General features: G+C 70.5%; 20 protein-coding genes. 11 read left to right on the top strand and 9 right to left on the bottom strand.

What is annotated here, in order from left to right:
* Positions 1 to 9: 9 nt before the first annotated feature.
* Positions 10 to 870 (bottom strand): aminoglycoside phosphotransferase family protein, encoded by an 861-nt coding sequence (locus tag ACFSVL_RS45120; RefSeq protein ID WP_378314100.1) that lies wholly within the window; start codon positions 868 to 870, stop codon positions 10 to 12.
* 142 nt (positions 871 to 1,012) lie between these two features.
* Here ACFSVL_RS45120 and ACFSVL_RS45115 point away from each other — a divergent pair, with 142 nt between their 5' ends.
* Positions 1,013 to 2,128 (top strand): LLM class flavin-dependent oxidoreductase, encoded by a 1,116-nt coding sequence (locus tag ACFSVL_RS45115; protein WP_378314099.1) that lies wholly within the window; start codon positions 1,013 to 1,015, stop codon positions 2,126 to 2,128.
* A 16-nt stretch (positions 2,129 to 2,144) separates the two neighbouring features.
* Positions 2,145 to 3,467, top strand: a complete 1,323-nt coding sequence (locus tag ACFSVL_RS45110) for an NtaA/DmoA family FMN-dependent monooxygenase (RefSeq protein ID WP_378314097.1) — start codon at positions 2,145 to 2,147, stop codon at positions 3,465 to 3,467.
* A gap of 233 nt (positions 3,468 to 3,700) precedes the next feature.
* Here the strand turns inward: ACFSVL_RS45110 and ACFSVL_RS45105 are convergent, their stop codons facing one another.
* The 5 genes from ACFSVL_RS45105 to ACFSVL_RS45085 are packed head-to-tail and all read right to left on the bottom strand — an operon-like array spanning position 3,701 to position 7,812.
* Positions 3,701 to 4,675 (bottom strand): amidohydrolase family protein, encoded by a 975-nt coding sequence (locus ACFSVL_RS45105; RefSeq protein WP_378314095.1) that lies wholly within the window; start codon positions 4,673 to 4,675, stop codon positions 3,701 to 3,703.
* 2 nt (positions 4,676 to 4,677) lie between these two features.
* Positions 4,678 to 5,202 carry a 3-hydroxyanthranilate 3,4-dioxygenase gene (locus ACFSVL_RS45100; protein ID WP_378314094.1) on the bottom strand — a complete coding sequence of 175 codons (525 nt, stop codon included), beginning with the start codon at positions 5,200 to 5,202 and terminating at the stop codon, positions 4,678 to 4,680.
* Entirely contained in the window at positions 5,202 to 5,624 is a 423-nt protein-coding gene (locus ACFSVL_RS45095; protein ID WP_378314092.1) for a RidA family protein, read from the bottom strand. The genes ACFSVL_RS45100 and ACFSVL_RS45095 overlap by 1 nt, the downstream gene beginning before the upstream one ends.
* Before the next feature lie 2 nt (positions 5,625 to 5,626).
* Complete coding sequence (locus ACFSVL_RS45090) at positions 5,627 to 6,358, bottom strand: 2-keto-4-pentenoate hydratase (RefSeq protein ID WP_378314090.1); 732 nt, start codon at positions 6,356 to 6,358, stop codon at positions 5,627 to 5,629.
* The gene (locus ACFSVL_RS45085; RefSeq protein ID WP_378314088.1) at positions 6,355 to 7,812 is read right to left on the bottom strand and encodes a 2-hydroxymuconic semialdehyde dehydrogenase; all 1,458 of its coding nucleotides are present in this window, start codon (positions 7,810 to 7,812) and stop codon (positions 6,355 to 6,357) included. Before ACFSVL_RS45085 ends, ACFSVL_RS45090 begins: the two co-directional genes overlap by 4 nt.
* 158 nt (positions 7,813 to 7,970) lie before the next feature.
* On the opposite strand from ACFSVL_RS45085, the gene ACFSVL_RS45080 reads away from it, so the two are divergent.
* The 3 genes from ACFSVL_RS45080 (at position 7,971) to ACFSVL_RS45070 (ending at position 10,474) form a co-directional block, all read left to right on the top strand.
* On the top strand, positions 7,971 to 8,801 hold the full coding sequence (locus ACFSVL_RS45080) for an alpha/beta hydrolase (RefSeq protein WP_378314087.1): 831 nt from the start codon (positions 7,971 to 7,973) through the stop codon (positions 8,799 to 8,801).
* Between the two features lie 35 nt (positions 8,802 to 8,836).
* Entirely contained in the window at positions 8,837 to 9,763 is a 927-nt protein-coding gene (locus tag ACFSVL_RS45075) for a LysR substrate-binding domain-containing protein (protein WP_378314086.1), read from the top strand.
* A gap of 72 nt (positions 9,764 to 9,835) precedes the next feature.
* The gene (locus ACFSVL_RS45070) at positions 9,836 to 10,474 is read left to right on the top strand and encodes a cysteine hydrolase family protein (protein ID WP_378314085.1); all 639 of its coding nucleotides are present in this window, start codon (positions 9,836 to 9,838) and stop codon (positions 10,472 to 10,474) included.
* Positions 10,475 to 10,499: 25 nt separating this feature from the next.
* On the opposite strand, the gene ACFSVL_RS45065 is transcribed toward ACFSVL_RS45070, so the two are convergent.
* Complete coding sequence (locus ACFSVL_RS45065) at positions 10,500 to 11,651, bottom strand: FAD-dependent monooxygenase (RefSeq protein WP_378314083.1); 1,152 nt, start codon at positions 11,649 to 11,651, stop codon at positions 10,500 to 10,502.
* A 71-nt stretch (positions 11,652 to 11,722) separates the two neighbouring features.
* Here ACFSVL_RS45065 and ACFSVL_RS45060 point away from each other — a divergent pair, with 71 nt between their 5' ends.
* The gene (locus tag ACFSVL_RS45060) at positions 11,723 to 12,286 is read left to right on the top strand and encodes a TetR/AcrR family transcriptional regulator (RefSeq protein ID WP_378314081.1); all 564 of its coding nucleotides are present in this window, start codon (positions 11,723 to 11,725) and stop codon (positions 12,284 to 12,286) included.
* A 9-nt stretch (positions 12,287 to 12,295) separates the two neighbouring features.
* Here the strand turns inward: ACFSVL_RS45060 and ACFSVL_RS45055 are convergent, their stop codons facing one another.
* Both ACFSVL_RS45055 and ACFSVL_RS45050 read right to left on the bottom strand, forming a co-directional pair.
* Entirely contained in the window at positions 12,296 to 12,973 is a 678-nt protein-coding gene (locus tag ACFSVL_RS45055) for a phosphonatase-like hydrolase (RefSeq protein ID WP_378314079.1), read from the bottom strand.
* Positions 12,970 to 13,956, bottom strand: a complete 987-nt coding sequence (locus ACFSVL_RS45050) for a phosphotransacetylase (RefSeq protein ID WP_378314078.1) — start codon at positions 13,954 to 13,956, stop codon at positions 12,970 to 12,972. Before ACFSVL_RS45050 ends, ACFSVL_RS45055 begins: the two co-directional genes overlap by 4 nt.
* A 205-nt stretch (positions 13,957 to 14,161) precedes the next feature.
* On the opposite strand from ACFSVL_RS45050, the gene ald reads away from it, so the two are divergent.
* The 5 genes from ald to ACFSVL_RS45025 all read left to right on the top strand — a co-directional run bounded on the left by ald (position 14,162) and on the right by ACFSVL_RS45025 (position 20,555).
* The gene (gene ald / locus ACFSVL_RS45045) at positions 14,162 to 15,277 is read left to right on the top strand and encodes an alanine dehydrogenase (RefSeq protein ID WP_378314076.1); all 1,116 of its coding nucleotides are present in this window, start codon (positions 14,162 to 14,164) and stop codon (positions 15,275 to 15,277) included.
* Positions 15,278 to 15,368: 91 nt separating this feature from the next.
* Positions 15,369 to 16,832, top strand: coding sequence for a MocR-like pyridoxine biosynthesis transcription factor PdxR (gene pdxR, locus ACFSVL_RS45040; RefSeq protein ID WP_378314074.1), 1,464 nt, complete (start codon positions 15,369 to 15,371; stop codon positions 16,830 to 16,832).
* 389 nt (positions 16,833 to 17,221) lie between these two features.
* A complete protein-coding gene (locus ACFSVL_RS45035; RefSeq protein ID WP_378314072.1) occupies positions 17,222 to 18,886 on the top strand; it encodes an amidohydrolase in 1,665 nt (554 codons plus the stop codon).
* Entirely contained in the window at positions 18,883 to 19,122 is a 240-nt protein-coding gene (locus ACFSVL_RS45030; RefSeq protein ID WP_378314071.1) for a DUF3311 domain-containing protein, read from the top strand. The genes ACFSVL_RS45035 and ACFSVL_RS45030 overlap by 4 nt, the downstream gene beginning before the upstream one ends.
* A complete protein-coding gene (locus ACFSVL_RS45025) occupies positions 19,116 to 20,555 on the top strand; it encodes a sodium:solute symporter family protein (protein ID WP_378314069.1) in 1,440 nt (479 codons plus the stop codon). The genes ACFSVL_RS45030 and ACFSVL_RS45025 overlap by 7 nt, the downstream gene beginning before the upstream one ends.
* The last annotated feature ends 80 nt before the right edge of the window (positions 20,556 to 20,635 follow it).

The raw sequence follows: 20,635 nt of genomic DNA, 5'->3' as shown, positions 1-20,635 counted from the left end.
TTTCACGGGCTAACCGTCCGACAGCACGGCCTCGATCGTGCGCCGCGAGTTGGTCGCCAACACCGGATTCGTCTCGCGGTAGTACGGCAGCTGGATCAACGCGATCGACAACGCCCAGCCACGGCCGCGCTCCCACGTCGCGTCGTCCACGTCGACCGCGTCCCGGAACACGGCCCGTTCGGCGGCGGCGAACGTGTTCCACGCCGGGATCACGTCGACCGCCGGATCGCCGGTACCCACCCCCGCGAAGTCCAGCACCGCGGTGAGGCCGTTCTCGTCGACCAGCACGTTCCCCGGCGACAGATCCGCGTGCAGCCACACCGGCTCCCCCGTCCACTCCGGTGCCGCGAGCGTCTTCTCCCAAGCCGCGACGTACGCCGGATCGCCGCCGAGCTGCGCGATCGCGTCCCGGGTCGGCGCGTCACGAGTGCGCAGCGGACGACCCCGGCTGACTTCCGGCGCGCCGGAGATATCCAAGCCGCGCAATGCTTTCACGAACGCGCCCAGGTCGCGCGCCACCTGAGCGTCGCCGAAATCCGGGTTGGCGCCGGGCAGCCAGCGCAGCACCGACCAGTCCCACTCGAACCCCTCGCCGGGCCGTCCTTCGGCAAGCACCTCCGGCACCGCGACCGGCAGGCGCGGCGCGAGCCACCGCAGCCAGCGCTGTTCGTGGCCGATCTCGGCGGCCCCGCGTTCCAGCCTCGGCAGGCGGGCGACCAGCTCGTCGCCGAGCCGGAACATCGCGTTTTCCGTGCCCGACGAGGCGACGCGCGAGACCGGCAGCCCGGCCCACCGCGGAAACTGGGCCGCGACGAGGCGACGGACCAGAGCGTCGTCGATTTCCGCTTCGTCCGCGTGCATCCGTTTCATGAGCATCGAGCAAACCGCGAAGGCACGACGGCGGGCAACCGGTTTATTCCCGCTCCGGCCGACTGTCCCAGACGCTGGTTACCGTCGCCCTCGTCCCGGACTCCGCGCCACACTGCTGGCATCCACGGGGAAAGGACGCAGCATGACAGGGCTCACCGGACCACGGCTCGCCGTCGCGCTGGAAGGCGCCGGCTGGCATCCGGCCGCGTGGCGCGAACCGGACGCCCGCCCGGCCGACCTGCTCACCGCCGGATACTGGACCGGCCTGGTCCAGCAGGCCGAAGCCGCGCACCTGGACTTCGTCACCTTCGAGGACTTCCTCTCCCTGCGCGACCCCGCCGCGCCGAAAGCCCACGACGACCGCGCGCAGACCCGCCTCGACGCGGTGCTGCTCGCCTCGCGGGTCGCGCCGCTGACGTCGCACATCGGCCTGGTCCCGACCGCTGTCGTCACCCACACGGAGCCGTTCCACCTGTCGAAGGCAATCGCGACGCTCGACTACGTCAGCACCGGCCGCGCGGGCGTCCGCGTGCAGGTTTCCGGGAGCCCGGAGGAGTTCCAGCACTTCGGCCGCCGCACGCCGCCTGAGGTCGCGGATCTGTTCGAGGAAGCCGCCGACTACGTCGAGGTGCTGCGCCGGCTGTGGGACAGCTGGGAGGACGACGCCGAAATCCGCGACGTCGCCACCGGCCGGTTCATCGACCGGGACAAACTGCACTACATCGACTTCGAGGGCCGCTGGTTCTCCGTCAAAGGCCCGTCCATCACGCCGCGCCCGCCGCAGGGCCAGCCGATCGTCGCCGCTCTCGCGCACGGACCGGACGCCTACCGCCTCGCAGCCCGGCAGGCCGACGTCGTGTACGTGACCCCGAACGACCGTGCACACGCCGCGTCGATCATCGACGAAATCGGTGCCCCCGTTCAGGTTTTCGCCGACCTCGTCGTCTTCCTCGACGAGACCGAGCAAGCCGCCGCCGACCGCAAAGCCCGTCTGGACGGCCGCGCCGAGTTCACCTCCGACGCACACGTCTTCACCGGCACCCCGGCCCAGCTGGCCGACCTGCTGCTCGACTGGCACGCCGCGGGCCTGACCGGCTTCCGCCTGCGTCCCGGCGCGCTGCCGCACGACCTGACCGCCATCACCCGCGCCCTGGTCCCCGAACTGCGCGACCGGGGCGCGTTCCGCACCGGTTACGAGGCCTCGACCCTGCGCGGGCTGCTCGGCCTGCCGCGCCCGGCCAACCGCTACGCCGCCTGATTCCCGGGAGATCTCCATGACTGCCAAGCAGATCCACCTCGCCGCGCACTTCCCCGGGGTCAACAACACCACCGTGTGGAGCGATCCCGAGGCGGGCAGCCACATCGAGTTCAGCTCGTTCGTCAAGCTGGCCCAGACCGCCGAACGCGCGAAGTTCGACTTCTTCTTCCTCGCCGAAGGCCTGCGGCTGCGGGAACAGAACGGCGAAATCTACGACCTGGACGTGGTCGGCCGCCCGGACACCTTCACCGTCCTGTCCGCGCTGGCCGCCGTCACCGACCGCCTCGGCCTGGCCGGCACGATCAACTCCACCTTCAACGAACCGTTCGAGGTGGCCCGCCAGTTCGCGTCGCTGGACCACCTTTCCGCCGGCCGGGCCGCGTGGAACGTCGTCACCTCCTGGGACGCGTTCACCGGCGAAAACTTCCGCCGCGGCGGCTTCCTGCCGCAAGACCAGCGCTACTCGCGCGCCGAGACCTTCCTCCGCACCGCGTGGGAACTCTTCGACTCCTGGCGCGGCGGCGAACTGCTGGCAGACAAGGAATCCGGCCGCTTCCTCGCCGACGGCGGCGCCTTCGCGCACCACGACGACCACTTCGACATCTCCGGCCGCTTCCCGGTCCCGCGCAGCCCGCAAGGCCGCCCGGTCACCATCCAGGCTGGCGACTCCGAGGAAGGCCGCGAATTCGCCGCCGCGACCGCCGACGCCATCTTCACCCGCCACGGCACCCTCGAAGCGGGCCAAGCCTTCTACTCGGATGTGAAGGGCCGCCTGGCGAAATACGGCCGCTCCCCGCACGAGCTGGTCATCCTCCCAGCCGCCACGTTTGTCCTGGGCGACACCGACGCCGAAGCACACGAGCTCGCGCACGAGGTCCGGTTGCAGCAGGTCAGCGAGCAGACCGCGATCAAGTTCCTCGAACAGCTCTGGAACACCGACCTCAGCGACCACGACCCGAACGGCCCGCTCCCGTCGTTCGACCCGGCGGTCGGCGACCTGATCTCGAAGGGCCGCGCGAGCGTCCGCATGCACCGCGACCCGATCGCGACGGCGAACGAATGGCGGCAGCTGGCGGAGGCGAAGCACCTGACGAGCCGGGAGCTGATCATCGAGGTCACCGGACGGCAGAACTTCATCGGCTCGCCCGAGACGGTCGCGTCCGCGATGAACGAACTCGTGCAGGAGAACGCGTCGGACGGCTTCATCCTGGTCCCGCACGTGACGCCGGGCGGGCTGGACCGGTTCGCCGACGAGGTAGTGCCGCGGCTGCAGGAACGAGGGGTGTTCCGGGAGGACTACAGCGGGCCTACTCTGCGGCACCACCTCGGTTTGGCTTGACCGGCACCTTCAAGTCCGTGAGGGCCACCTTCACGGACGCTGATTCCCTCAGCCAGAAACTCAAGGCGGCGCGATGGTTTCGGCTTGAGGTGCGTCCGCCCACGTCGAACGGATCAGCGCGGGCTCTTGCCGAGCCCAGCCGCGGTCGTCGGGAACAGGATCGTCGTCCGTGAAGGACTCCTTGCGGGAATCTGATTCCCTCAAGGAGTCCTTCACGGACCGCAAGCTGTGGCTTAGCCCAGGAACCGCGTCGCGTTCTCGCGTAACAGCAGCTTCCGCGAAGCCTCGTCCAGGAACGATGCCCGCCGCACCACACCGCCAGCCGGACGCTCCCCCAGCGGATACGGATAGTCGCTCCCGACCATCACCTGCTCCGCCCCCAACGTATCGACCAGATTCCGCAACGCCGGCTCGGTGAACACCACCGAATCGACACTGAACCGCCCCACATACTCCGACGGCGGCTTCTCCGACGTCGCGATGATGTCGGACCGCTGATGCCAAGCGTTCTCCAACCGCCCCAGCCAAAACGCGAACGACCCGCCCCCGTGCGCGAAGCAGATCCGCAGGCTCGACGGCACCCGGTCGAACACGCCGCCGAGGATCATCGCGATGATCGACAGGTGCGTCTCCGCCGGCATCCCGGTGAGCCACCGCGCCATCCACCGGTCCAGCCGCGGTGCGTCCGGCATGTCCCACGGGTGCACGAAAACCGGGACGCCCAGCGACGCGGCGTGCTGCAGGAACGTCACCACGCCCGCGTCGTCGAGGTCGCGGTCGCCGACGTGGTTGCCGATCTCCACGCCCCGGTGCCCGGCGGCGACCGCGCGGTCCAGTTCGCGGCAGGCGGCGTCGGTGTCCTGCAGCGGGACCTGGCAGAACGGGATCAGCCGGCCCGGCGCGGGCGCGCAGATCTCCAGGGCGAGGTCGTTGAAGACCCGCGCGATCTTCTCGCCGTGGCCGGGGCTGGTGTCGTAGCCGAAGAACACCGGCGTCGGCGAGACGACCTGCGCCTCGATGCCGTCGGCGTCCATGTCGCGCAGGCGGACGGACGCGTCCCAGCAGTCGGAGCGGATCCGGCGGAACTCCGCGGAGCCGACCATGATCATGGCCTCGCGTTCGGTTTCCGCGCGCAGCCACGGCATTCCTTCGCCGAGGTCGGGCCAGCCGTGCGGGACGAAGTGGCTGTGGACGTCGATCGCGCGCACGCTCAGCCCTTCCCCGGGTGCAGCGTCCCGCAGTTGCCGCAGGTCCGGGCCTCTTCGGAGGTGTAGAACTGCTCGAACACCGGCGGCAGGTCGTCGACGATGTCCCGCACCTGCAGTTCCACCTCGTGCACCTTCGCGTCGCACTCCAGGCAGAACCACACGAACTTCTCCAGCGTCCCCTCCTCCCGGATCCGCTCGATCACGATCCCGATCGAACCCTCCTGCGGACGCTGCGGCGAATGGTGCACGTTCCGCGGCAGCATCCACATCTCGCCCTCGCGGATGTCGACGCGCCGGGGACCGTCGTCGGTCATCAGGTTGACGTGCATGTCGCCCTTGTACTGGTAGAACCACTCCTCGTACGGGTCGAGGTGGTAGTCGGTGCGCTGGTTCGGCCCGCCGACGACCTGCACGATGAAGTCGCCCATCGGGGCCCACATCTGCTTGTTGTTGACCGGCGGCTTCAGGTCGTCCTCGTGCTCTTCGATCCAGGCGGCGAAGTCGAACACGGGCGGGATGGCGGTCATCATTCCTCCTTGCCGGGGATCCGGGCGATCGCCTGGATCTCGATGAGCAGATGCGGATGCGGCAGCTGGTGCACCGCGACGGTCGTGCGCGCCGGGCCGGTCTCGTCGAAGAACTCTCCGTAGACCTCGTTGTAGCCGCCGAAATCGTTCATGTTGACCAGGAACACGGTCACCTGGGCGAGGTCTTCGAGGCCCGCTCCTGCCGCGGCCAGGATGTCCCGGATGTTCTCGATCACCGCGCGCGTCTGCGCCCGGATGTCCAAAGTGGTCACACCGAACTCGTCGGCCTCCGCGCCGGCGAAGGTGTTGTCCGGCCGCCTGCTGCTGGTGCCGGAGACGAACACGAGATCGCCGACCACCTTGACGTGCGGAAACCGTCCCCGCGGAGTCGCTTTCCCGGCGACCACATGGGCTTGCGCCACGCTCATCCCTCCTCAGTCCGTACGGAAACTGAACCCAGCCCAGCCACCCGGGCCTCGACGTGCGTTCCGGCTTTCAGGGCCACCGCCGCGGTCGCCGCGCCGGCCAGGAGCACCGACCCGTCGAGCAGCCGGTGCCCGTACTCGGCGGCCATCCGCTGCGCTGCCGGGAGCGCACGCAGCGGGTCGCCGAGGATGTCCGCAGTCGATCCGGTCGCGACGGTCTCGCCGTCGAAGAGCAGTTCGACGGCCAGCGCGTCCACCTGGTCGATCCGGGTCCACGGCCCGAGCACGAAGGCCGACGCCGAGGTGTTGTCGGCGACGACGTCGGCCAGGCTGAAGCGGAAGTCCCGGTACCGACTGTCGATAATTTCCAGCGCGGGCGCGACGGCGAGCAGTTCGGCGTCCGGTCCGAGCCGGAACGCGACCTCGGGTTCGACCCGCGGATGCACGCCGCGGCCGACGTCGAAGGTCCCGCCGTCCTCGATCCGCATGCGGTCGGTCAGCGACCCGATGATGACGTCGGAGACGCCCATCTGCTCGGCCTTCGCCTTGCTCGTGAAGCCCAGTTTGACGCCCGCCAGCCGCTCCCCGCGCCGCTCGCGCAAGGCGATTCCGGCGTGCTGCACGGCATAAGCGTCCTCCAGGCTCATCGGCCCGTCGCTGGTGAGCTGCGGGACGGCCTGTCCGGTGGCGGTCGCCCGGTCGAGCAGCGCGGCGCGTTCTTCGATGGTCATAGCTGCACGCACACATTCGTCGGCTCGGTGTAGAAGTGCATCGAGTGCAGGCCGCCCTCCCGGCCGATGCCGGAGAGCCCGACACCGCCGAACGGCGACCGGAGATCGCGCAGGTACCAGGTGTTGACCCAGGCCATCCCGACCCGCATCTGCTGCGCGACGCGGTGACCCCGTTCCAGGTCCGTGGTCCACACGGCGGCGGCCAGCCCATAGTCGGTGTCGTTCGCCAGCCGGACGGCTTCTTCCTCGGTGTCGAACGGGATCAGCGCCGCGACCGGTCCGAAGACCTCCTCGCGCACGACCCGCGCCGAGTTGTCCAGCCCGGTCCACACCGTCGGCTCGATCCACGAACCGCCCGCGAGTTCCGGTCCGAGGTCCGGGACCGAACCGCCGGTCAGCACCGTCGCGCCTTCGGTGACCGCGAGGTCCACATAGGACTGGACCTTCTTCCGGTGCTGCTGGGAGATCAGCGGACCGGTCGTGGTGGCCGGATCGTCCGGACGGCCGAGGCGCAACGCCGCCGCGCGCTCGGCGAGCCCGTTCGCGACCTCGTCGAAGACGGACCGCTCGACATACACCCGCTCGGTGCACAAGCAGACCTGGCCGGTGTTCAGGAAAACCGACCGGGCGAGGCCGTCGAGGGTCTTCCCGAGGTCGCAGTCCGCGAACACGACGGCCGCGTTCTTTCCGCCCAGCTCAAAGGAAACCGGCCGCACCGACGGGGCGACCGCGCGCATGATCGCCGACCCGGTCCCGGATTCGCCGGTGAACGTCACGCCGTCGATGCCGCGGTGCGTGGTGAGGTACTCCCCGGCGGAGTCCGGCCCGAAGCCGTGCACGACGTTATACACCCCGGCCGGCGCGCCCGCCTCCGCGATCACCTCGGCGAGCAGCGTGGCGGTCGACGGCGTCTCCTCCGACGGCTTGACCACCACTGCGTTGCCGCACGCCAGCGCGGGCGCGACCTTCCAGGTCAGCAGCAGGAGCGGCAGGTTCCACGGCACGATCACCGCGACCACGCCCAGCGGCTTGGGCACCGCGTAGTTCAGCGCCTTGCGGCCGGTCGGCAGGTCGGTCAGGAAGGAGTCGAGACCGGCGGAGGCGATCGTGTCGGCGAAGGAGCGGAAGTTGGCCGCCGCCCGCGCGACGTCGAGGTCGCGCGCCAGGTGCTCCGGCTTGCCGGTGTCGCGCACCTCGGCGGCGGCGAAGTCCTCGAACCGCTCCTCGATCCGGTCGGCGATCCGGCGCAGCAGCGCGGTGCGCTCGGCGACCGGCGCGCGTCCCCACGGACCGTCCAGCGCGGCTCGCGCGGCCGAGACCGCGGCGTCGACCACGTCCGGCCCGGCCTCGTGGACGTGCGCGACGAGCGACCCGTCGACCGGGTCGATCTTCTCGAAAGTGCGCCGCCCGGCGACCCGGGTCCCGCCGACGACGTTGAGGAGTTCCGCAGCCATGAACCTGACCGTAGGGACGCCAGGAATGCCTCGCCAATGCTCTTTGCCGCCGCTGCCATGACCGTCCGGGCATAGCGTTGACCCATGCCTCGACAGACATGGACGCCGCCGGAATGAGCATTGGCCAGGCATGACGGCTGCGGCGAAGGATGGACCCCGTGACGGACGTCGATCAGGACTACAGCGCGCAAGCCACAGTGACCGAAGCCGAGTTCGACGCCGTGATGGCCCGCTACCGCTCCGCCTCGGAAGCCGCCATCGCCGGTCTCGACGGCCACCCTGACCTGGCTTTCGACCCGCTCAGCGACGAGCGGCTCGACGTCTGGGGCATCGCACCGGGAGAGCTGCGCCCCGTCGTCATCGCCGTCCACGGCGGCTACTGGCGGATGCTTTCGCGGCACGACACCGCCTTCATGGCCCGAACCCTGGCCGATGCCGGAATCGCCACCGTCGTGCCCGACTACACGCTCTCCCCCGCGGCGAGCCTGGAAGAGATCGTGCGCCAGGTCCGCGCCGCGGTCGCCTGGGTGCACCGGCACGGCACCGAGCACGGCCTCGACCCGGACCGCATCCACGTCGTCGGCAGCTCAGCGGGCGGTCACCTGACCGCGATGACCGCCGTCGGCGGATGGCAGCACGCGGCCGGACTGCCCGAGAACGTGGTCAAGGGCGCGATGACGATCAGCGGTCTCTTCGACCTCCGCCCGCTCGTCGACACGTTCGCCAACGCCTGGCTGAATCTCGACACACCGCGTGCGGAAGCCCTCAGCCCGCTCCTGGCCCCGCCGGGCACCGCGCCGCTGCACGTGGCCGTCGCCGAACACGAAGCCGCCGGATTCCACCGGCAGAGCACGGAATTCCACGCGCACTGGCCCGCCGAACGCTCGTGGACCCTCGTGCCCGGCCGCAACCACTTCGACGTCTTCCTCGACCTGGCCGACCCCCGCTCCGCGCTCGGCGAGGCCCTGCTCCGGCTCGTCCGCCCATGACGCTGGAAGCCGGGCCGGACAGTAATGTCGCCGGAATGGACCTGCCCCGCCTGCTCGACGGCCGTCTCAAGCTCCGGCATCTCGTGCTGGTGGACACCCTCACCGAGCAGGGCAGCGTCGTCGGCGCGGCCGCCGCACTGCATGTCACCCAGCCGGTGGTCACGCGCGGGCTGCACGATCTCGAAGCCATCCTCGGCGTCCCGCTCTACGAACGCGGCCCGCGCGGGATCACGCCGACCGAGTTCGGGACGGCGTTCACCGAACACGCGCGCGCCGTGCTGGCCCAGCTGACCCACGCCGCCCGGCACGTCGTGGAGATCGCCGACGCGACGCGCGGCCGGGTCGTCGCGGGCATCCACCTCGCGGGCTCGAACCTGTTGCTGCCCCGGGCCATCGCGCACCTGAAGGAGGACCACCCGCTGGTCACGGTGGTCGTCCGGGAGGGAACGCCGGAGTCGCTGCTGGTGGAGCTGACCGCGGGCCGGGTGGACGTGATCGTCGGGAGGCTGAGCGGCCCCGGCACCGAAGGCACGCAGCGCAGCGCGCTGTATCAGGAGTCGATCCGCGTCGTCGCCGGCGCGCACCATCCGCTGGCCGCGCGCGAGGCCGTCTCGCTGGAAGACCTCGCCGAGTTCCCGTGGATCGTGCCCGGCACCGAGACGATGCTGCGCCAGGAGCTGGAGAGCCTGTTCGCCCAGCACGGCCTCGACCTGCCCGCCAACCGCGTCGAGGCGACGTCGTTCCTCACCGTGCGGCAGCTGCTCACCGAAACCGCCATGGTCGCCGCGCTCCCCGGCCTCCTCGGCATGGACGACCCGCGGCTGGTCACTCTGCCGACGCCGCTGGAGAACATCGGGCACAGCGTCGGCCTGACGCTCGCCGCCGGACGCCGCCTGAACCCGGCCACCCAAGCGCTGATCGCGTCCCTGCACACCGTCGCCGGGCAGATCGACGACGCCTGACGCTGTCTGTCGTTTTCTTGACGACCGACGGCGAAACGTGATACCTCAATGCCTCTGCGGAGGGAGCGTTTCATGGGTTACCGCTTGTCCACCGTCGATCCGGCCCGCACCGCGCTGGTCGTCATCGACATGCAGCACGACTTCCTGGCTCCGGGCGCCCCGCTGGAATCCCCGGACGGCCGCGCCATGATCCCCGTCCTGAACGACACGATCCGGTTCTGCCGCGACGCGGGCATCGCCGTGTTCTTCACCGCGCACGTGCACCGCCCGGACGGCTCCGACATGGGCCGGTTCGCCGACCTGTACCCGCCGATCGCTTCTCGGCAAGCGCTCAGCGAAGGAACCCCTGGCGCGGCTTTGTATTCCGAAGTGGACCGCCGCCCGGACGAACCGCTGATCCTCAAGCACCGCTACAGCGCCTTCTACGGCACCGATTTCGAGACACTGCTGCGCGGACGCGGCGTGGACACCCTGATCGCCGCCGGAGTCACCACCGAGGACTGCGTCCACGCCACCATCCGCGACGCGATGTTCCGCGACTTCCACACCGCAGTGCTCGCCGACGCCTGCGCCACCTACGACCACCCCGACCTGGGCCACGGCGCGATGTCCGCCGCCGAGGTGCATGCGGCGACGCTGGTCGTGCTCGCTCAGTCCACTGCGGACGTGCTGACCAGCACCGAATTCAAAACCCTCGCCACGAAACCCTGACCCCCACCGCGGGTCGCGTCGGCGTCTAACACACGTGCGAGTGGATCCACCCCAGCGTCTCGTCGATCTGCCCAAGCGCGAGGTCCCGGGCATCGGCAGCCAGACCGTCAGGCAGGTGCAGCAGGTCGTTCGCCACCCAGGAACTCCGTTGCACCGCACGGGTCCGCGGCCGACGCAGCTTCTCGTACCTCTTCAGCGCCGTCTCACGGGAGTCCCGGGCCAAACACTCGGCGAGCGTCACCGCGTCCTCGATCGTCTGGTTCGCGCCCTGCCCGTGGTGCGGCAGCATCGCGTGCGCGGCGTCGCCGAGGAGCACCACTCCGCCGCGATGCCAGCGGTTGAGCGGATACTGGCCAAACAGCGCCCATCGCTGGAGCAGCGTCGTCGCCGCCACCATCTCGCGCACCGCCGGATGCCAGCCCTCGAAAGCAGCGTCGATCTGGTCCCGGGAGATGTCCTCCGTCCAGGACTCGCTCTCCCAGGTGTCCGGTTCGTCTAGCACGGCAAGGAAATTCACCACCGACCCGTCGCCGATCGCGTAATGCAGCACATGCCCGCCCGGCCCCATCCAGAACTGGATCGCGCCCGGGTCCGGCAAGGACGGCAACTGCTCCACCGGCACGAGCCCGCGAAAGCCGCTGGCCCCCGAGTACCGGGCGAGCGGCGCGTCGTCCACCCACGCGCGAACCGTCGAATGCACCCCGTCCGCCCCGACCACGACATCGGCGGTTTCGGTGGTGCCGTCCGCGAACTCAAGCCGGTATTTGCCGCCGTCCGCCGCCAGCCCGGTAACCCTCCGTCCAAGGTGGACCTTCCCGCAGGCGTCAGCCAGGATCCGCTGCAGATCCGCCCGGTGCACCCCGAAATACGGCCCGCCGAACCGTTCCTCGTACGCCGCCCCGACCGGATGCGCGGCCACCCGCTGCCCGCTCCGCCAGTGCCGGTAAACCAGCTCGGTCGGCACCGCCGAACACGCGGCAAGGTCGTCCCGCAGCCCGAGCCCGGCCAGCACCCGGGACCCGTTGGCGGACAACGCCACCGCCGCCCCGATCTCCCGCAGTTCGGCCGACCGCTCGTACACCTCCGCCCCGATCCCGCGCTCCCGCAACGCGAGCGCGAGCGTCAGCCCGCCGATCCCGCCGCCGACGATCGCCACCGAGGCCGCCTTCTCCGCCATCCGCCCTCCTCGCCTTGTACCGATCGGTACGGGACTGGACGGTACGGCGTACCGATCGGTACAGTCAAGGGGTGGATCCCGGAAGCGGCCGCCGCGCCGAGCTGCTCGAGCAAGCCGTCGCCTACCTCGCGACGCACGGCCTCGCCGACCTGTCGCTCGCGCCGATGGGCGAAGCGCTGGGGACGAGCAAGCGGATGCTGCTGTACTACTTCGGCAGCCGCGAAAACCTGATCACCGAAGCGCTCGCCGCGAGCCGCCCGGACGTCGCCGAACTCTTCCACGCCGTACACGACGCGGATTCACTTGCCGCCGCTTCACACGCGCTGTGGCAAGCGATCACCCGGGGACGGCAGCAGCGGCCGATCCACATCCTGTTCCAAGTGCTGGCTCTGGCCCCGACGCAGCCGGAACGGTATCTGGAGGTCGCGCGGGAGGCGATCACCGCGATGATGGAGCCGTTGGTGCCGGTGTACCGGAAGCTCGGGTACGACGAACGCGAGGCGGCCGCGCGGGCGAGCCTGCTGATCTCGGGCTTGCGGGGGTTGTGCTTGGACCGGATCGTGACGGGGGACGAGGAGAGGATCGAGGTCGCGGCGGCGGCGTTGATCGCTACTGCGGTCGCGCCGCCTGGCTGAGCCGCTCGCCTAGTGCTCAAGCACCCCCGGCAACTCCGCCACCGACCCCAGCACATGCGTCGCCCCGTGCGCCCGCAACGTCGCCTCGTCATGCGCCCCGGTCAGCACCCCCGCCGCCACCGAAGCCCCCGCCCTTCGCCCGGTCAGCATGTCGAACCCGGTATCCCCCGCCACCGCGACCGCGCGCACGTCCGTGATCCCCAGACGCAGCACCGCGGTCAGCACCATGTCCGGAAACGGCCGGCCCCGGCCTCCCGCATCAGCCGGGCACACCACGAGATCCGCCAGTTCCGTCCACCCGAGCCGACGCAGCAGCGCATCGCGCGTCCGCGCCGAGAACCCCGTGCTCAGGCACACCCGACGCCCCTGCGCGCGCAGCTTGTCAATCGCCTCCTCCGCACCGGGAAGCGGCTCAGCAACCTCGATCGCCCGGTCCGCGAACGCGGTCTCGAACACCTGATTCGCTTTCTCCGCAACACCGTCCGCCGGGAACAGCGCCCGGAAGACCTCGATCTTCGACTGCCCCATCGTGTCGCGGACGTAGGCATCCACGTCCTCCCGCTCCGGCGAATCCGCGGGAACCCCGGCCGCCTCCAAGGCCGCGGAGAACGCTGCCTCGACCGCGCCGTCGTCGCGGACTGTCGTGCCTGCCATGTCGAGCACGACCAGCTCCACCCCTCGCGTCATCGGGCGTTCTCCACTTCCCGGCCGGTCACCGCGTGCACGGCGCTGATCAGGGCCATTGTCTCGATGTCGGCCGCGCTGCAGCCGCGGGAAAGGTCGTGCAGCGGGGCTGCGACGCCTTGCAGGATCGGCCCGAGCGCGGTCGCTCCGCCGAGGCGTTCGGCGATCTTGTAGGCGATGTTCCCCGCGTCGAGGTTCGGGAACACCAGGACATTCGCTCGGCCGGCAACGCTCGAGCGCGGTGCCTTAGCCAGGCCGACGGCGTCCACGACGGCCGCGTCGAATTGCAGTTCGCCGTCCACATCGACGCCAGGCAGCCGTTCCCGGACCAGGGAAGTCGCCTGGCGCACCTTGTCCACTGCGGAATGCTTGGCGCTGCCTTGGGTGCTGAAGGAAAGCATCGCCACCACCGGTTCGGTTCCGGTGAGCGCCTGGTGCGTCTGAGCCGCGCCGACGGCAATGTCGGCCAGGGCGTCCGCGTCCGGTTCGGGGACCACGGCGCAGTCGGCGAAGGTGAGCGATCGGCCGTCCTGCAGGAGCATCAGGAACGAGCTGCTGAGGGTCCGCACGCCGGGCGCGAGGCCGACGATCCGCAGGCCGGCCCGGAGGACATCGGACGTCGGCCGGGTCGCGCCGGCGAGGCACGCGTCCACCCGGCCGAGTGCGAGAAGTGCGGCGGAGAGGGCGATCGGGTCGGTGCGGACCGTCTCGACCCGGTCGGGGAACGCCGTAGCCAGCCGGGCGAGGATGGCGTCGTCGGCGGCGAGGGCGGCGGTGTCCAGGAAAGGCGCGGAGACACCCAGGTCTGCCGCGACCGCAGCGATTTCCGCCGAAGGGCCGACCAGCACCGGTTCGATCTCGCCGCGCTCGGCCAGCCGCGCGGCCGCGGTGACGGCGCGCGGGTCGGCGCCGTCGGCGAGCGCGACGCGCGGGCGGGCGTCTCCGACTCGCTCGCGCCAGGTCTCGGCCAGCGGGGCCACGGTCATCTCTGAACTCCTCGCGCGGACGGCAGTGCTCCTCCGTGAGGATGGCGACGCCTGGCCCTAAGGGACAGAGCCAGAACAGTCCCCGTTGAGGGGTCCAGATGTCCTCGGCACTGGACCTGCCGACCGAGCGGTTTCTGGCACTTTCGCGGTGGCCAGTCCTCCCGCACTCTCGGTCGGACCACACACGGCAGATGGGAGCAGGGCGATGAAGATCGGTGTGCCTCGCGAGGTCAAGAACCACGAATACCGGGTGGCGGCGACGCCCGCCGGCGTCCACGAGTTCACCTCGGCCGGCCACGAGGTCTTCGTGGAACGCGGCGCGGGCGAGGGCTCGTCCATCCGCGACGAGGACTACGCGGCCGCCGGCGCGAAGCTGCTCGACCACGCGGACGACGTCTGGGGCACCGCGGAAATGGTGCTGAAGGTCAAGGAGCCCGTCGCCGAGGAGTACCACCGGCTGCGCGGCGACCAGCTGCTGTTCACCTACCTGCACCTCGCCGCGAGCGAACCCTGCACCAAGGCCCTCCTCGACGCGGGCACGACTTCCGTCGCCTACGAGACGGTCCAGCTGCCGAACGGCTCCCTTCCGCTGCTGTTCCCGATGAGCGAGGTCGCCGGACGGCTGGCCCCGCAGGTCGGCGCCCAGACGCTGATGCGCGTCAACGGCGGGCGCGGCGTGCTGATCGGCGGCGTGTCCGGGGTGCCGCCGGCCCGCGTGGTCGTGCTGGGCGCGGGCGTCGCAGGCATGAACGCGGTCGCCGTCGCGGCCGGGACCTGGGGCGACGTCGTGCTGTTCGACAAGAACGTCGACAAGCTCCGCGCCGCCGACCGGATGTACCAGGGCCGCATCCAGACCGCCGCCGCGAACTCGTACGCGATCGAGCAGGCGGTGCTGGAGGCCGACCTGGTGATCGGCGCGGTGCTCGTCCCGGGCGCGAAGGCCCCGAGCCTGGTGTCCAACGAGACGGTCTCGCGGATGAAGCCGGGCAGCGTGCTGGTGGACATCTCGATCGACCAGGGCGGCTGCTTCGAGGACTCCCGGCCGACGACCCACGCCGAGCCGACCTTCCGGGTCCACGAATCGGTGTTCTACTGCGTGGCCAACATGCCCGGCGCGGTCCCGCACACCTCCACGCACGCGCTCACCAACGTCACGCTCCCCTACGCGCTGGAGATCGCGAACAAGGGCCTCCGCACCGCGGTCCAGGACACGCCGGAGCTGCGCGGCGGCGTCAACACGGTGTCCGGCACGCTGACCTACGAGCCGGTCGCCGTGGCGCACGGGCTCCCGGTCGCCGACGTCGCCGAAGCGCTGGCCTGAGCGGCCCGGCGTGGCGCGGGGTGGGAAAACCGGCCACTGCGAGTTACGTTTCCACCCACCCCGCCGCCCGCCGACCGCCTGGAGAGCGCACTTGCCACGCACGTTGATCGAGATCGACCGCTCGTCGGACGAACCGCTGTACCGCCAGGTCCGGCGGGCGATCGAGCACGGGATCGCCATCGGCACGTTCGACCCGGCGCGCCGGCTGCCCAGCTCCCGGGAGCTGGCCGTCGAACTGGGCGTATCCCGGAACACGATCAACCTCGCCTACCAGGAGCTGGTCGCCGAGGGTTACGTGGAAAGCCGGGAGCGCAGCGGCCTGTTCGTGAACGGCGAGATGCGCCCGCACTGTGCGGTGGAGGAACGGGACACCGAATCGCGCATCGACTGGACGCGCCGGGTCCGCCGGTTCCCGGACGCCGGTGTCGCCCACATCGAGAAACGCACCGACTGGGCGAGCTACCCGTACCCGTTCCTCGCCGGGCAGGTCGACATCACCGCGTTCCCGGCCCGCTCCTGGACGCGCTGCCTGCGCGACGCGCTCTACCGGCCGCACGTCTTCCACAGCCTGCAGGACAGCGTCGGCTCGGACGACCCGATGCTGGTCGAGATGGTGTGCCGCCAGCTGCTCACCACCCGCGGCATCGAGGCCGACCCGGACGAGGTGCTGATCACCGTCGGCTCGCAGCAGGGCCTCGACCTGCTCGGCCGGGTGCTGCTGGGCCCGGACCAGGTCGTGGCCATCGAAAACCCCGGCTACCTCGACGCGCGGCACATCTTCCTCCGCACCGGCGCGCACGTGACCGGCATCGACGTCGACTCGCGCGGCCTGCAACCGCCCGACTCGCTCGACGGCGTCGACCTCCTCTACCTCACCCCGAGCCACCAGCACCCGACCAACGCGACGCTGAGCATCGGCCGGCGCCGCCAGCTGCTCGCCCAGGCCGCCGCGTCCGGCACGGTCGTCGTCGAGGACGACTACGACAGCGAATTCCGCTACCAGGGCAGCCCGACTCCCGCGTTGAAGGCACTCGACAACACCGGCGACGCGGTCTACCTCGGCACCTTCTCCAAATTCCTCTCCCCCGGCCTGCGCCTCGGCTACCTGGTCGGACCGCGCGAACTGGTGCGCGCGCTCCGCGAGGCCCGCCGGTACGTCCTGCGCCACCCGCCGGGCCAGCTGCAGCGGGCGCTCGCGCTGCTGATCGAGAGCGGCGAGTACCACCGTTCGCTGCGCCGCTACCGCACGAAACTGATGCGCAAGTGGACCGCGACCTGCGCCGCGGTCACCGAGTATCTGCCGTGGCAGCAGGGCCCGTACCCGCCCGGCGGGGTCAGCCTGTGGATGACCGGACCGGCCGAGCTGGACTGCCGGGTGCTGGTGGAGCGCGCGGAGGAGCTGGGCATTCTCATCGAACCCGGCGACATTTTCTTTCTCGGCGACGACCCGCCGCGCAACCACTTCCGGATCGGGTTCTCCGCGACGCCGCCGTCCGCGATCGACCCGGGGATCCGGCTGCTCGGCGACCTGTGCCGGGAACTGCTGGACAGCTGACTGGTCCTGCGGCTGGACCATCCACAAAGGACGCTAGAACCGCCGAAATGCCCGATTGATGCCCGCATGACCTTCTCCGAAGGTCCGTGAGGGGAACCCTGAGGGAATCAGAGTCCGTGAAGGTTCCCCTCACGGACGGCCCCAACTCCCACGCCCGCCGGACCCGCCTAGAGCCGCGCCGGCCCTGGACAGCCCCTCGGACCTGAGCAGACGAGCCTCGACCGCAAGTCCCTGGCGTCGGGTCCCCTCACCGACGATGCGATACGCCACGACGCAAGCCCGCGACAGTGGCACTGGACCCACGCGCGCGTAGCCTTCTGGACCTGTTCGCCGACCAGCTCCCCCGGCACTGTCTTGGGGTCAGGACACGTGGACAAGGAGGTCCCATCGTGGGCGAACCCGCCGTATCCGCTCGTCCGACCCCCGACCTGGTGGTGCTCGGGGGCACGGTGCTGACTCTGGACCGGGGCGGGACGCGGGCGTCCGCGCTCGCCGCTCGCGACGGCGCGATCACCGCGCTCGGCGGCGACCGGGAGATCGCCGCCCTCGCCGGTCCCGAAACGACAGTGCTCGACCTGGCCGGGCGCACCGTCGTCCCGGGGTTCGTGGAGTCGCACAACCATCCGTCGTTCTTCGGGATGGCGCTCGCCGCCCCGGTCGACGCGGGCAGTCCGCCCAACGACCGGATCAGCGACATCGCCGAGCGGGTCCGGCAGGCGGCGCGCGACTTCGGGCCCGGCGAATGGATCAAGGGTTTCCGTTACGACGACACGCTTCTCGCCGACAACCGGCACCCCACTCGACACGACCTCGACCCGGTTTCGCCACGCAACCCGGTCCTGCTCACGCACGTGACCGGCCACTTCTCCGTGGCAAACTCGGCCGCGCTGCAGGCCGTCGGGATCACCGCGGCCACGCCCGATCCGCCCGGCGGCGTCATCGCCCGCGACGAACGCGGCGAACCGACGGGACTCCTCATCGAGACCGCGGCGTTCCTGGTGAACTCCGCGATGCCCGCGCAAGGCCCGGACGCACTCGCCGAAGCACTCCAGCTGGCCGACGCCGAGTACCTGCGACACGGCGTGACTTCGGTGCACGACACCGGAATCGGGCTCATCGGCGGCGACCAGGAACTCGCCGCGTACCGGATGCTGACCCGCGCCGGGAAGCTGCGCACCCGCATCCACGGCTACCTCTTCCACACCCTCCTGCCCGGCCTCGCCGAGGGCACCCCGGAACCGCCCGATCCGTCCAATCCGGACGGTTTCACCATGAACGGCGTCAAAATCGTCGCGGACGGCTCGATCCAGGGCCGCACCGGCTGTCTGGCCGAGGGTTACACCTGCGCCCCGGACGAGCACGGCATGATGCTGCTCGAACCGGGCGAGCTGGCCCGCCGCATCGCCGCCCTCGACGACGCGGGCTGGCAGGTCGCCGTGCACGGCAACGGCGACGCGGCGATCGACGCCATCATCGACGGCTACGCCCGCCTCGGCGCGCCCGAGGGCACCGGCCGCCGCCACCGCATCGAACACTGCCAGACCGCCCGCGAGGACCAGCTCGACCGGATGGCCGCGCACGACGTCGCCGCGTCGTTCTTCATCAAGCACGTCTACTACTGGGGCGACCGGCACCGGGACGTTTTCCTTGGCCCAGAACGGGCGCGCCGGATCAGCCCGCTCGCCTCGGCGCGGTCCCGCGGAATCCACTTCGGACTCCACTCGGACACTCCGGTCACGCCGGTGCCGCCGCTGGAAGGCATCTGGTGCGCGGTCGCCCGGCAAACGAGCAGCGGCCAGCTCCTCGGGCCGGAGCAGGCGATCGACGTCGAAGCCGCGCTGCGCGGGTACACGATCGACGCGGCCTATCTGGCTGGCGAAGAGACGATCAAGGGCAGCCTGGAGGTCGGCAAGCTCGCCGACCTGATCGTGCTGTCCGAGGATCCGACCACAGTGGACCCGAGCCGGATCCGGGACCTGACCGTCGACGCCACGGTGATCGGCGGGCAGCTGGTCTGGCAACGCGATCCCGTCGCGACGGGAGGCGGCCGATGATCCGGAGCTGGCCGAGCCTGTGCATCGGGCTCGGCGTCCCCGCGGTCGCGATCCTCGGCGGCATCCCGCTGGTCGCCGGCTCGTCCGCGACGGTCGCCGGGTTCCCGCTGGTGTTCTTCTGGATGTTCCTGTGCTTCCCGCTGACCACCCTGTGCCTGTGGATCAGCTGGCGCTTCTTCGACCGCAAGCACTATCCGTCCGACACGCCCGCCGCGAAGGAGGACCGGCAATGCTGATCCTCATCGTCGCGGTCGTGATGGGACTGTCGATCCTGCTGGCGCTGTGGGCGGGCCGGTCCTCCCGCAGCGGCGGGATCTCCGAATTCCTGGTCGGCGGCCGCTCGTTCCCGCCTTGGCTGCTGTACTTCCTTGCCGTCGGCGAGGTGTACAGCATCGGCACGATGATCGGCTTCCCGAGCGGGATCTACGCACACGGCGCGAGCTACGGGATCTGGTTCCTCGGCTACATCCTGCTCGCCTACGCGCTGGGCTACTTCCTCGCCCCGCTGGTCTGGCGGGCGGCGCGCAAGCACGACGCGATGACCGTGCCGGACGTCTTCGGCCGCCACTACGGCAGCCGGACGCTCGAACTCATCACGTGCGTGACGATGCTGATCGCGCTCGTGCCGTGGGGCCAGTACCAGTTCATCGGCCTGCAGGTGGTGCTGAGCAACCTCGGCCTGACCCTGACGCCGGTGCAGTGCGTGCTGCTGGCCGGGATCATCGCGTTCGCCTACATCGCCGTGTCCGGCATCCGCTCGCCCGCGTTCGTGTCGATCCTCAAGGACGTCTTCATGCTGCTGGGGGTCGTGCTCGTCGGCCTCGCCGCGGTGCTGGCCGCGGGCGGGACGTCCGGGGTGACCGGGCCGGAGGCGCTGGCCAGGGCGCAGACCACGATGGGCGGCCAGGACCTGTGGTTCGCGATGACCACGATCCTGTTCCAGAGCGTGGTGTTCTACCTCGGCTTCGGCGGCGCGTACGTGTTCCCGGCGCGTTCGGAGCGGGCGGTGAAGAGTTCGACGGTGTGGATGCCGCTGTACATGCTGATCTACCCGTTCCTCGTCTTCGCCGCCTACTACGGGCTGAAGCAGCACCCCGGGCTGAAGAACCCGAACACGGTGTTCATGGTGACCGCGAAAGGCCTTCTGCCGGAACCGGTTCTTGGCCTCGTGGCCGCCGGCGCCGCGTTGTCCGGGGTGCTGGTGCTGTCCGCGACCGCGCTGGCGATCGGCGGCATGGTCAGCCGGAACCTGGCCCCGAACGTCCGTCCGGCGGCACAGCGGCGCTGGACGGTCGTGGCGGTGGCGGCGTTCCTGGTGCTCGCCGCCGTGCTCACGCTGACCGCCTCGACGCTCATGCTCACCGTGCTGAACCTGACCTACAACCTGCTGGCCCAGGTCGTGCCGGGCTGGCTGGCGATCCTGTTCGCCCGCCGGGTGCGCACCGCCGCGATCGCGACCGGCATGGTGGCCGGGGTGGTGACCGCGGTCGTCCTGTACGCCACCGGCGTGACGCTCGGCGGCCTCAACACGGGTCTGGTGTCGATGGGCCTGAACCTGGTGATCGTCTTCGGCTGGAGCCTGCTCGCGCCGGGCAAGCGACGGTCGCCGATCGCCTTCGAGAGCGGTACGGAGGTGGCGGCTAGCCCGGCGGTGGCGGCTGCGCGTTGAGCAGGGCTCGTGAGTGCTGGTGCCGGTTCTAACCGGCGTCAGCACTCACGAGGCAGGCCACGCGCGAGCGGGCGGCGCGG

Origin of the sequence: Amycolatopsis silviterrae (genome assembly GCF_042684085.1) — a bacterium.
In the GTDB taxonomy this organism is placed as follows: Bacteria; Actinomycetota; Actinomycetes; order Mycobacteriales; family Pseudonocardiaceae; genus Amycolatopsis; species Amycolatopsis silviterrae.
Note: the sequence above shows the minus strand (reverse complement) of the source record. Positions and strands in the feature narration are given on the sequence as shown.